General features: G+C 48.8%; 11 protein-coding genes and 1 rRNA gene. All 12 read left to right on the top strand.

Annotated features, from left to right (window positions below; translation table 11 throughout):
• Positions 1–192: 192 nt before the first annotated feature.
• On the top strand, positions 193–1278 hold the full coding sequence (locus HQN88_RS23565; RefSeq protein ID WP_173117122.1) for an ABC transporter ATP-binding protein: 1086 nt from the start codon (positions 193–195) through the stop codon (positions 1276–1278).
• A complete protein-coding gene (locus HQN88_RS23560) occupies positions 1271–1987 on the top strand; it encodes an ABC transporter permease subunit (RefSeq protein ID WP_173117120.1) in 717 nt (238 codons plus the stop codon). The genes HQN88_RS23565 and HQN88_RS23560 overlap by 8 nt, the downstream gene beginning before the upstream one ends.
• 5 nt (positions 1988–1992) lie before the next feature.
• Positions 1993–3381: a GldG family protein gene (locus tag HQN88_RS23555; RefSeq protein WP_173117118.1), complete on the top strand. Its 1389-nt coding sequence runs from the start codon at positions 1993–1995 to the stop codon at positions 3379–3381.
• The gene (locus HQN88_RS23550) at positions 3378–4310 is read left to right on the top strand and encodes a DUF4340 domain-containing protein (protein WP_173117116.1); all 933 of its coding nucleotides are present in this window, start codon (positions 3378–3380) and stop codon (positions 4308–4310) included. The genes HQN88_RS23555 and HQN88_RS23550 overlap by 4 nt, the downstream gene beginning before the upstream one ends.
• A gap of 113 nt (positions 4311–4423) precedes the next feature.
• Entirely contained in the window at positions 4424–4648 is a 225-nt protein-coding gene (locus tag HQN88_RS23545) for a hypothetical protein (RefSeq protein ID WP_056611378.1), read from the top strand.
• A 28-nt stretch (positions 4649–4676) separates the two neighbouring features.
• A complete protein-coding gene (locus tag HQN88_RS23540) occupies positions 4677–5630 on the top strand; it encodes a spore coat protein (RefSeq protein WP_173117114.1) in 954 nt (317 codons plus the stop codon).
• 189 nt (positions 5631–5819) lie between these two features.
• Positions 5820–6293, top strand: coding sequence for a DUF6130 family protein (locus HQN88_RS23535; RefSeq protein ID WP_173117112.1), 474 nt, complete (start codon positions 5820–5822; stop codon positions 6291–6293).
• Between the two features lie 177 nt (positions 6294–6470).
• Entirely contained in the window at positions 6471–7172 is a 702-nt protein-coding gene (pcrB, locus tag HQN88_RS23530) for a heptaprenylglyceryl phosphate synthase (RefSeq protein WP_173117110.1), read from the top strand.
• Positions 7173–7179: 7 nt separating this feature from the next.
• Entirely contained in the window at positions 7180–9549 is a 2370-nt protein-coding gene (gene pcrA, locus HQN88_RS23525) for a DNA helicase PcrA (protein ID WP_338118538.1), read from the top strand.
• 52 nt (positions 9550–9601) lie between these two features.
• Positions 9602–11623 (top strand): NAD-dependent DNA ligase LigA, encoded by a 2022-nt coding sequence (gene ligA / locus HQN88_RS23520; protein WP_173117106.1) that lies wholly within the window; start codon positions 9602–9604, stop codon positions 11621–11623.
• Positions 11624–11650: 27 nt separating this feature from the next.
• Positions 11651–12661, top strand: a complete 1011-nt coding sequence (locus HQN88_RS23515; RefSeq protein WP_173117104.1) for a DUF1835 domain-containing protein — start codon at positions 11651–11653, stop codon at positions 12659–12661.
• A 220-nt stretch (positions 12662–12881) separates the two neighbouring features.
• A 16S ribosomal RNA gene (locus HQN88_RS23510) occupies positions 12882–12965 on the top strand; the annotation flags it as partial.

The raw sequence follows: 12965 nt of genomic DNA, 5'->3' as shown, positions 1-12965 counted from the left end.
ATGGTTTCCATTTAAATCGTAGATCCGACATCATACGCATTTAGGGAACACATCTAAGTAGAACAACCTCGACAGTTCACAATTTAGACACATTTTTTTAATCTATTTTTCAGATTTGCTTAAGGTTGGTTTATTGTTCCACCCGTATAGTGATGATGAATAATACGAACGCATAGAAATGGGGGATCTTGGATGCTAGAGGTCAAACAAGTCAGCAAGCTGTACGGAAATGATCGCGGCGTGCATAACATCGACTTCTCGATGCAACGCGGTGAAATCGTCGGCTTCTTAGGGCCGAATGGTGCTGGCAAAACAACGACGATGCGCATGATTACAGGTTACCTGAATCCGACGCATGGTCAAATATGGGTGGACGGTCACTCCATGGCCGATAACCCGAAGAAGGCTCGCCGCAAGATCGGCTACTTGCCTGAAACACCGCCCCTGTACCCAGAAATGACGGTACAGTCTTACCTGCGCTTCATCGCTAACCTGCGCGATGTGCCTGCGCGCGAACAAAAACTCCGCGTCGGCGAAGCCATCGACAAGCTCGGACTGCAAGGTCGCGAGAAGCAAATCATTCGCTCCCTCTCCAAGGGCTACAAGCAGCGCCTCGGACTCGCGCAAGCGATCCTACACCAACCGGATCTGCTTATTCTGGACGAACCCACGTCGGGCCTCGATCCGAAGCAGATCATCGAGATCCGCCAGCTCATTCACGAGCTGGGCGAGAACCACACCGTGCTGCTGAGCACGCACATTCTGCCCGAGATTAACGCGATTTGTAACCGCGTTCTTATTATTAACCAAGGCCGCGTCGTGCTCGACGAGCGCCCAGAGCATCTCGGCCGCACGATGGGCGAGACGTTCGAGGTATCGCTCGAGGTCAAGGGACCTCGCGAGCGGATCTTGACCGAACTGCGCAGCCTGCCGTCCGTCGGCGAAGTGAAAGAAGTCGACGCACCGGAAGCGGGCGCAGCTCTACTAGCCACACCTGCGACGCCTGCCCTTGAATCTGCGGAGTCTGCCATAGACGAAGCCGACTCGCCAGCACCGGCAGCCGCACCAGCCGAGTCCGTCAAACTCCTCGTCACCTCAGCAGATCGCGCGGAAGACATCCGCGAAGCGGTATTCTTCCGTCTCGCAAGCGCGGGCTTGCCGATCCTAGCGATGAAGCGGGAAAGCCTCAGCCTAGAGGATATCTTCCTCAAGCTGACGACTGACGAGCCTGCAGCGCCTGAACTTGTACCAACCGAGGAGGGTGACACTGATGCGTAGAATTTGGGCCATTTGCTCCAAAGAGCTGCAGATGTATTTCTTCTCGCCAGTTGCGTATGTGGCGTTTGCCTTCTACGTGCTGTTGTCGAGCTTCTTCTTTTACGTGAACTTCGTGGCTGGACAGCCGCCAATTGTGGATGCGCGCTCCATTGTGGGCAATACCACGTTCATCTACTTGTTCATTATTCCGTTGCTCACGATGCGTCTTGTTGCGGATGAGTTTCGACAAGGTACAGATGAGCTGCTCCTAACCTCGCCTGCAGGAATTAGTGAAATCGTGCTAGGTAAATATTTGTCCGCATTAATCGTGCAAGTTGGTCTAGTGGCGATCTCTTTGGTATATCCACTTATCATGTCTTCCTTCGGTACACTAGATATGCCTGTTACATGGTTATCGTACCTGAGCATGTTCCTGCTTGGCTGTGCGATGATGGCGATCGGATTGTTCGCATCTAGTTTGTCGAATAATCAGATGGTTGCAGGGATCACCGGATTCGTAATTCTGCTATTGCTATGGCTGTTAGACTGGGTGAGCTCCAGCATGACAGGTAAGCTAAAGGATTACGTAGGTCAATTCTCATTGACCGGTCACTTGAGTAATCTGCAAAAAGGCGTCTTTCACGGCGGCGATATCCTCTTTTACATCACATTAACAGCCGTGTTCCTAGTTCTTTGTATACAAGTCCTTGAAAGAAAGCGTTGGAGGTGAGCGGAATGAATAAGTGGATACGGGGAACTAATGCGACTGTTCTATCAATCGCGGTTATCGGCATTTTCATTATTCTGACAATCTTCCTACACTCGCTGAAGGGCTTTCAGGTCGATTTGACGAAAAATAAAAATTTCACGCTCTCAGAGCAAACAACCGCTGCACTGAAAAATCTCAATCAAGATATTCACGTTATCGCCTTCACGAATAGTGGGGACGGCAACGATTTTGTAACGCGCCAAGTCACGGATATGGTGGCTGAATATAAGAAGCAAAGCAGTAAAATTACGTACGATGAGTACGATATGCTAAAGCAGCCTTCTATGGCGAAGCAGTATGGGGTGGACCAAGGCGGAACGATAATTTTCGAAATTGGCACCAAAAAGCAAAACATCAACTTCTATGAACTGTTCGTGGGACAACAGGATGGTTCCTACACATTCTCAGGTGAAGAGAAATTTACACAAGCGATTCAAAGCCTGACATCTACCGAGAAACATACGGTTTATCTGTTGTCAGGTCATCAAGAATATCCGGCATCTGCCCTGAGTATTTTCAAAAGCAGCCTGACAGCTGCCAACTATGACGTGAAAGATCTGAATCTTTACGTGGAAGGCAAAATCCCGGATGATGCGCAGATGCTCATGCTCCTTGGACCGACCAACGATCTGAACGACAAAGAAGCAGAGCTGATTCAGACTTATTTGAAGGGTAAGGGTAAAATTTACATCGCGCTGGGCTTCAATAAGGATATGACGACGAAGTGGAAAAACATTGATGCTATCATGAAGACTTATGGTGTTCAGGATCAGCATGCGATTGCAATTGAAACGAAGCAAACGTCCTTGTATGACCCATTAACGATCATTCCAGAGTATGGTTCCCATGATATTACGAACAAATTATCCAGCAATAATTTGATTACCATGCTGTCACTTGCGGTTAGCTTGAATGCAGATGAGAGTGCGCCGGATTATACCAAATCCTTATTGTTAACAACAACAGATAAAGCTTATGGTGAAACGGACATCAACTTGCTGGCACAGAACAAGACGAAACAGGATGCAACGGATGTCAAGGGACCGCTGAACTTGGGTTACGCCATCTCAGACAAAGACAACAAGCCGAAAGCTGTTATTCTAGGTGGTTCTACATTTGTATTAGATCAAGATATCCAGAATCAAGGGAATAAGGATTTTGCTCTAAACAGTATTGGCTGGCTGCAAGAACAGAAAGATCAGATTACGATCCGTCCACGTCAAGGGGATGCGTATCAACAGGCTATGATTACACCTAGTCAAGCGAATACGATTTTCCTCATTACAATCGTGTTCTTACCACTCTTGTTCCTTGTTATTGGCGGCCTAATCTGGTGGAGGAGGAGAAGAGGATGAAACGGTTTATTCCCACCATTCTGTTAGTCGTCATTTGCATCGGTGGTTTCTGGTACGCCTCAAGCAAAGACTTCTTCCAAGAGAAGAAAGATGAACCTAAGTCCCTTCTAACCCTGAAACAAGAAGAGGTGCAAGCTGTCTCGATATCCTCAGAGGGCGGGTTAACAGCACTCAATCGTACGACCAATGGCTGGGATATGCAAAAGCCGCAAGCAGCGCCAACGAATGCGAATGGAGTCGACGCTTGGCTCGATGCGTTAGGTCTGGTGACGTCGACCAAGCTGGTGGAGGATCAAGCTTCCAATTTAGTTGAATACGGCTTGGATAAGCCGGTTGGCACCTATGAAGTTACAATGAAGGACGGTTCGAAGAAAGGCTTGCTCGTTGGGACTGCACTGCCGATCGAAGGCTTCTCTTACGTTCAGGTAGAGGGCTCATCTGCTGTGTACCAAGTCAGTGATCAATCGTTGACATCGCTGAACAAAACGCCAGTCGACTTTGCCGACACAAGTCCGATTCATCAGGAGAACGACAAAGTACAAAGTGTCAAGTTGACATGGAAGGGCCAGACTTGGACGCTTTCTAAGACAGACAAAGATAAAGTCGCTGCGGATGCAGCCTGGAAGCTTGGAGATAAAGAGATGAAGGGAACGGACGCAAGTCCACTCCTCGATCAGTTAATTTTCCTGCATACCGGCGAACTTCCGCAAGCGGCAGCTGGGACGCCAACAACAGGCGGAGAGTTTAAGTTGGAGATAGCTATGACGGTTGACGGGAAAGACGTTACCGATGTCTATGAAGGTAAATTGAGCGGAGAACAAGTGTGGTTAGCTAAGCAGGGTGGGCAGTGGGCCTACTCGCTGGCAGCCGAGGATATTCAAAAGTTAGCAGATGCGTATGCGGGTAAAACGGCGCAGCCTGCTTCCTAAATAAAACTGCTTCCTACAGTGATTCTGCTGTGGCGAAGCAGTTTTTTTGTTAATCCGACATAAAACGGCATTTTTTGGGAAAAATAGAAGAGAGGAAAGGAGGTCACATGCACATGTACAACACACAAGAGAACCAAGCTATTTCTGGGAAAGAACTTTCGTATCTAACGGATACATTTAAGAATGAAGAATTGTTAGCGAAGCTTTGTGTACAAGGCGCGGTGAACAGCCAAAGTCAGTCCTTGAAGCAAACCTTGTCCCACCTATCTCAAGAGCGTTTGCAAAATATGAGTATCCTGATCAATGCCCTGCAACAACAATCCGGCATGACCCACTAATTCAAACCCACAAGGAGGTGCAAGACGCATGTATCAGCAAAATTCTCAACAACAGCACCAACAACAGCAAGTTGACTTAGAAGATTTAGACTTTGCTAACTTCGTTCTGTCTGAATTGAAGCGCAGTGCACGTGAATACACAACGGCTGCCTTGGAAGCTGCTAATCCTGGCATTCGACAGACGTTTGAAACCTTATTGCAAAAAACATTGGATGACCAAGCGCTTGTTTTTCAAGAAATTCAGAGTCTTGGCGGTTATCAAATTCAACAAGCTGAGCAGCAGATGATTGAGCAAGAAATTCAGAAGCAGAGTCAGACGGCGCTACAAGTGCAATCCATCGTCCAACAACATGTTAGCAGAGCTGCTTCAACAAGCTTTGCCCAGCAAGATCGGAGTTCCGAATCGGCTACACAATCGCAGCAACAGCATCAGCCTTACGTACAATCTCAGTCGCAATCACAATCACAATCACAACAGCATCAATCTTACCAAGCACAGTCCCATCAGTCCGAGCAACAGTACCCGCAAAGACAGGCGTATAGTCAGCAACAAGGACAACCAAATCAAGGGCAGAACCAAATTGCGGCACAGCACCAAGCGCCAACAACAGCACCTGCGCCTTCGTTTCAGCCTGTGAATTATGCTAGCCAGTATCCGAACGCGGTGTACAACAATCAACAAGGTCGAGGCCAAGGATATACACCAAGTCAGTCGCAGCAACAGTCCTCTTCTTATAACCAAACTTCAACAAGGAGCTACCAAGATCCAAGCCCAAGCTATGAGCAGTCAAGTTACGGTCGTGGATCCCAGGGATATGCAGCTTCTTCTAACCATGCGAATGAGAACACAGGTATAACGGGGGCTGGCAGAGGTGCGCAAGCCCGTATTGTTTCCCGTTCACAGCAAGGCGTGACATCGCCTGGTTCCGAAGGGAACTCCTACATGAATAGGTCACAAGAAGGTACTAAATATAACTTCTAAACGAGTGGAATCACTTGCTTAGATCGTTTTCAGACATTCAGGCATCCTGCCCACTATTGGCAGGGTGTCTTTTTGCGTTTTCCTCTAACTTTGTCCCACTATTTTTCTAATTCAGGAATGAGTACGGCTTGGCACACATATATAAGGAACATAGGATGTCCAAACTTAGGGAAAAGGGAGCTTAAGCTGATGAAAAAAACGTGGGTATATGGTGCGGCTACTTTAGTGGTATTGGGAGCATTAACGACAGCATGCGGTTCCAAAGATGAGGTCATCCCGTCCGTAGCAACAGGGACGAAGGATGCAGGTACTGCGACAACGGTCCAAGTGAAGACGGAAACAGGAACAGGAACGAAAGCGTCTACGACGAGTGCAAAGCCTGCCATTGATGCCAACTATAAGGTAGATGGGAAGAATGTCACGATCACGTACCAAACGTCGAATTTCAAACTATCTGAAGATGACATGGATAAAGCGAACGTACTGGGAGTAGGCCATCTCCATCTGTATGTGGATGGGAAGCAAAAAGCAATGATCGGTAAAACAGGACCGTTAACCCTTACGAATTTAACAACGGGTGCGCATGAAATTAAACTCGAGCTTCAGCAAAATGACCACAAAGACCTCAATATTGAGAAGATTCTTAATATCGTCGTGAAATAACGAACATTTGTACGCATTATCGCGCAAATGTAGCTTCCATGAAGATCGGATACGTTCAGTTGCATATTCCTCTAAAAGACGGGCTAATAGCCCGTCTTTTGTCATTTGACACGTCCCAATGCGTAGCATAGACTGTTGATAGTATGGCAGAACTGCCGCCTAATCGGAGGGACACAATTGATCGTCGATATACGTAAGTGGAAGCATGTTTTTAAGCTCGACCCAGACCGAGACATCTCAGATGAGGCGCTGGATCGGCTTTGTTTATCTGGCACGGATGCCATTCTCGTCGGCGGATCCTCAGGGGTCACGTTCGATAATACGGTGGATCTGTTATCGCGGATTCGTCAATACGAGGTTCCTGTTGCGTTAGAGATTTCAAATCAGGAAGCGATTGTGCCTGGGTTTGACCTCTTTTTGATTCCCGTTGTGCTGAATGCAGATGATCCGAAATGGATCGTCGGGCAGCATCATGAGGCTTTGAAGGAATATGGTGCATTACTGAATTGGGATGAAATCGTAGCCGAAGGCTACATTATATTGAATAAAGAAGCGACGGCAGCTCAGCTGACCTCAGCGCGTACCGACTTGGATGCGAAAGACGTAGCAGCATATGCGCGTATGGCGGACAAGCTCTTTCACATGTCGATTGTGTATTTGGAATATAGCGGTACCTTTGGCGATATGGAGCTTGTTCGTAAGACGCGCCAGGTGCTGGAGAATGCCCGTTTATTGTATGGCGGCGGGATCGATTCCTTTGAGAAAGCGCAACAAGCAGCCGAAGCAGCAGACACCATTGTAGTCGGCAATATTATATATAGTGACTTGGAGCAGGCGCTTCAGACCGTGAATGTGAACTTTGATAGAAATGGAAGGTAACCCTAACGTGAATGAAACAGTTAATATTTTAGAAGCGATTAAGAAGTTAAACCCCCAGCAGCGCAAAGCTGTAGAAGCCGTAGACGGCCCTCTATTAATTATGGCTGGAGCGGGAAGCGGCAAGACACGCGTGCTTACGCATCGAATCGCTTACCTCATAGGTACGCGTAAAGCGGCGCCGTGGAACATTCTAGCGCTAACCTTTACGAACAAAGCCGCACGTGAGATGCAAGAACGTGTTAGTAAACTGGTGGGTGGCAGTGGAAGTGATATTTGGGTCTCCACATTTCACTCGATGTGCGTGCGCATGCTGCGCAAGGACATCAATCGGATCGGCTTTTCCTCGAACTTTACGATACTAGACTCAGGTGACCAACTGTCGGTTATCAAAACCTGCTGCAAAGAGCTCAACATAGATACAAAGAAACATGAGCCGAAAACATTCCAAGCGGCGATCTCCACAGCCAAAAACGAACTTATCTCTCCTAAACAATTTGAAGACAAAATCGGTGACTACTTCGACGGACTGACCTCGAAAATTTATACCTTGTATCAAAAGAAGCTAAGAGCGAATAACTCCTTGGATTTCGATGATTTGATTATGGCGACGATTCATTTGTTTAAAGAAGTTCCAGAAGTGCTGGAGTTTTATCAAAACAAATTTCAATATATCCATGTCGATGAGTATCAAGATACGAACAGAGCGCAGTATATGCTGTGCCAAATGATCGCGTCCAAACATAAACGCATTTGCGTTGTCGGGGACAGTGACCAGTCCATCTACCGTTGGCGTGGAGCGGATATTAGCAATATCCTTAATTTTGAACAAGATTACCCGAACGCAACGGCTATTCTATTGGAACAGAATTACCGCTCGACCTCGAATATTTTGCAGGCTGCGAATAAAGTCATTGCGAACAATACAGGGCGTAAGCCGAAAAATCTCTGGACGGACAAAGAGGGCGGCGTACCGATTAAGCTGTATCAAGCAGATACCGAGTATGAAGAGGGTTATTTCGTTACGAATGAAATCAATAAGAATAAATCGAACGGGAAAAGCTTCGGCCATCATGCAATTTTGTATCGTACGAACGCTCAGTCTCGGGTCATCGAGGAAATTCTGATTAAATCCGATATTGCCTACACCATCGTCGGCGGGGTCAAGTTCTATGATCGGAAAGAGATTAAGGATATTTTGGCATACTTAAGATTGATCTCTAATCCGAACGATGATATCTCCCTGAATCGTATTGTGAACGTGCCGAAAAGGGGCGTTGGCGGTACGACCTTGGATAAAGTGGCTGAAATGGCTGGACGTAGAGGGATTTCTCTATTTGCCATGTTGGAAGAAGTCGATTCTCTAGAGATCAATACGAAGGCGAAGCATGCCCTTGCTGATTTCCGCGAAATGGTGGATAACCTCAACCGCATGGTGGACTACTTGTCTGTAACCGAGCTGACCGAGAAAATCCTTGAAATGTCTCAGTACCGTGTAGAAATGCAACGCGAGAACACCATTGAATCCAAGGCTCGTCTCGAAAATATCGAAGAGTTCCTGTCCGTGACCATGGACTTTGAGAAGCGCAATGAGGATAAATCCCTCATTTCCTTCCTTACCGACCTAGCCTTGATCGCAGATATTGATACGCTGGATAAAGATAAACCCGAAGAAGAGCAGGACGCTGTCGTCCTCATGACGATGCACAGCGCCAAAGGACTGGAGTTCCCGGTTGTGTTCATCATCGGGATGGAAGAAGGCGTCTTCCCGCACAGCCGTGCGTTCGCCGACAATGAAGAGCTTGAAGAGGAGCGCCGTCTGGCCTATGTGGGCATCACGCGCGCCGAACAAGAGCTGTTTCTCACGAGCGCGCGCATGCGCACGCTCTTCGGCCGCACCGCCGCGAACGCACCGTCGCGATTCCTTCAGGAGATTCCGAAGGAACTCCTGGAGAGCGTCTCCGCTGGCGGTTCCAGCGGCGGCTTCTCCCGAGGTGGCCGTTCCGTCGGAGGCTCCTCGTGGGGCAGCAGCGGCAGCGCCGCTGCATCGAGCCGTGGCACGTCCACCGGCTCGTCTACCTGGGGCACACCGTCCTCCTTCGGGGGACGGCCTAGCACTGGCCCTGCCGCAGGCGCGACTGCTGCGCCAAGCCCTGCAGCCGCGTCGAGACCGGCTGCGTTCCGGGCTCCGCAGCCTGCCGCAGGCAGCGGTGCGACGGACTACAAAGCCAGCGACCGCGTGTCGCATGGCAAGTGGGGCGTCGGCACCGTCGTGTCCGTGAGAGGCGCGGGTGATGACACCGAGCTGCAAATTGCTTTCCCGGCGCCGGTTGGCTTGAAGCGCCTGCTCGCGAAGTTCGCTCCGATCACGAAAGTATAGGAGCGTTCTGCCTTGTCCTATCATAATCCAATTGAGAGAGGAAGAGCCCGCTATGACCGATAAACTCGCGGCAATGAAAACCCTCATCCAAGAAATTAACAAGCATAACCACAACTACTATACGCTGGATCAGCCCACGATTTCGGACGCAGAGTGGGATGCGCTTTATGATAAATTGTCCGATTTGGAGCAGGAGACAGGGGTAACTCTTCCTGCTTCTCCTACCCATCGGGTGGGTGGAGATCTGCTCAAAGGCTTCGATCCGCACCGCCATCTAGCCCGTCTTTGGAGCTTGGATAAGGCTCAAAACGCTGACGATCTGGCAGCCTGGCACACACGTGTACTCAAGTTAATCGCTGACTACAATAGCAAGAACCCTGATACGCCTCTGCCAGACCCTACTTACGTGGTAGAGCTAAAGTTTGATGGGCTTACACTAAACCTTACCTATGAACAAGGCCAGCTGGTACAAGCCTCCACGCGGGGGAACGGTACCGTTGGCGAGGGTATTTTGGCCCAAGTCAAAACAATCAAATCGATTCCGCTGGAGATTCCTTACGATCAAGGAACGATTGAAGTGCAAGGCGAAGGCGTCATGTTCCTGTCTGTTCTTGAAGCTTACAATCAGACGGCCGCAGAGCCGCTCAAAAACGCTCGGAATGCCGCAGCAGGTGCCCTGCGTAATCAGAACCCTAAGTTAACCGCAGAGCGTAAACTGAACGCTTTCTTCTATAATGTGGGCTACTCGAGTGACCTTCAATTTGAAGATCACGCGGAGATGGTTCAGTTCTTGCGGGATAACCTGTTCAAAATCAGTAACCGCACACGGTACTTCTCCACCATCGAAGAGGTAAGCAGCGAGCTCGAACGCATCGCTGAGGAGCGGTCCAGCTTTGACTTCCTCATTGATGGAAGTGTCGTGAAGCTGACGGATATGCGTACGCGAGAGGTATTCGGCTATACGGATAAATTCCCGCGTTGGGCGATTGCTTATAAGTTCGAGGCCGAAGAAGCGACGACAATCTTGCAAAGCGTTTCTTGGGAAGTCGGTCGCACGGGTAAAATCACACCACTAGCCCGCGTAGAAGCCGTTGATCTCGCAGGCGTAACGGTGCAGAACTGTACGCTCAACAATGTCGGGGACATTGAGCGCAAAAACCTCAAACACGCCCTCGGCAGCCTCGTCTACATTCGCCGTTCGAATGACGTCATTCCAGAGATTCTCGGTAAAGTAACCGAGGAGAATGACGGCGAGGAAATCGTGGCACCGACGCATTGCCCGTCTTGTGGCAGTGAATTGGAGATGCGCGGTGCGCATCTCTTCTGTCTCAACCGTCTTGGCTGCTCTCCGCAGCTCGTGGGGCGGATGGCGCATTTTGCTTCGCGCGATGCGATGGACATTGAATTTTTCAGCGAGATGACCGCTTCACAGCTGCATCAAGAGCTGGGTGTCCGCGATCCTGCGGATTTGTACACCTTACAATTCGACGATCTCGTAAAACTCGATCGCTTTGGGGAGAAGAAGGCGCGTAATCTGCTCGCCGCCTTGGATAAGAGCAAGTCCCGCGATCTCGCGTCTTTCCTGTATGCACTTGGCATCCCGAACTCGGGTAAAACCACCACGAAAGTGCTGGCCGATCACTATCGCAGCCTTTCGCGTATCATGGAAGCAACGACAGAGGAGCTCATTACGCTGCCAGACGTGGGCGGTATCGTAGCAGAGAGCATTCACTCGTTCTTCCGTGACCCTGTGATGGTATCCAGCATTGAGCGGATGCTAGCCGCAGGCGTGAGTCCCGTTGCAGAGGAAGCTCCGGTCATCGTGGCCAGCGAAGATAATCCGTTTTTCGGCAAAACGATCGTCCTCACAGGAACGCTTTCCTCGATGGGACGGGACGAATGCGCGAAGAAGCTCGAAGCCAGAGGTGCTAAGATTACCGGCAGTGTTTCCAAAAAGACAGACATCGTAATCGCAGGCGAAAGCGCAGGAAGTAAGTTGACCAAGGCGCAGGAGCTAGGCATTCGAATCATTGAAGATGAGCAGGAGCTTTTGCAACTGCTAGGTGAAGCTTAATCTATATAGAAGAGAGGTGATGGCGCCATGCCCAAAAAGATCATGCATATCGTCAACGGAGACTCATTTGGCGATAAGTTGCGAGCATCTGGCATCGATGGTGAGATTTTGGTGTGGCGCGAGTCGCTCTATGAGGGGCCTATCGGCATGCAAATGTCAGATAGTGACCTTTTATCTAGGAGAGCAACTTACATGAGTAACCGTTACGGCATTCCCGAGGACACATTCAAGTCGCAGACCATACAGCAGGAAGCGAAGCTGGATACTCTCTCGAATGTGGACGAGGTTGTCCTATGGTTTGAACATGATTTATATGATCAATTGATGCTGTGTTATTTGCTTTCTAGAATCGAAGAAATAACTCGTCGTCCCTTCCAATTGTCGTTGATATGCATAGACAGCTTCCCTGGCGTAGTCCCTTTCTATGGCTTGGGGCAGTTAACCGTGGATCAAATCCTGCATCTGCATGGCACTTGGTTGTCTGTGAGCGAAGATCAACATTCCCTTGCCAGCAAGGTCTGGACGGCCTATTCGGCTTCCGAGCCTTTGTCTATGGCGGCTTTATTAGAAGAAGACCTATCTCCTCTCCCTTTTCTTAAAAAGGCCCTAGAGGCCCATACAGCTCGTTTTCCTTCTATGCAAAATGGCTTGTCAGCCATTCAGCAGCTGACGCTTGAGCTGCTAGTAGATAAAGAGGTGTCTCCTCCATCTTTATTTCAAAATCTTTCAGAGCAAGCCAGCCACTATGGCTTAGGCGATTTGCAATTCTATGGCATCCTGAATGGGTTTTGGCATTGCGAACATCCCCTCATCCAAGTGATCGGCGGTAATAAGCTGCCAAGATACAATGAAGCATGGCCGCCGCAATTTGAAAATCAAAGAGTAAAGATAACAGAAATGGGTAAACTTATTCTTATGTGTAAGCAGGATCATATCTTTGTGAATGGGATTGATGAATGGATCGGTGGCGTACATTTGCTTGGTAAGAAGGATGTTTGGCGCCAAAATGCAGTAAGTACAGGCTTTGCCAAGCTGTAAGATAATGTATTTGAAAAGATGCTTGCAATTCATTTTGAAACCTGATAATATATGTTCTTGTCACCGCAAGAGCGATACATTAACGCTTTAAACGGTAACGTAATAAAGCTCTTTGAAAACTGAACAAATGAATGAAGCATATCAGCAAATTCAGTCACGCAAGTGACTACAATTGAGATTGCAAAATCTCGCTAGCTTCAAATGAGCAAGTCATCTTTCTACTATGGAGAGTTTGATCCTGGCTCAGGACGAACGCTGGCGGCGTGCCTAATACATGCAAGTCGAGCGGGTTTATCCTTCGGGA

Source organism: Paenibacillus qinlingensis, assembly GCF_013204845.1.
GTDB classification, from domain to species: Bacteria; Bacillota; Bacilli; order Paenibacillales; family NBRC-103111; genus Paenibacillus_E; species Paenibacillus_E qinlingensis.
Note: the sequence above shows the minus strand (reverse complement) of the source record. Positions and strands in the feature narration are given on the sequence as shown.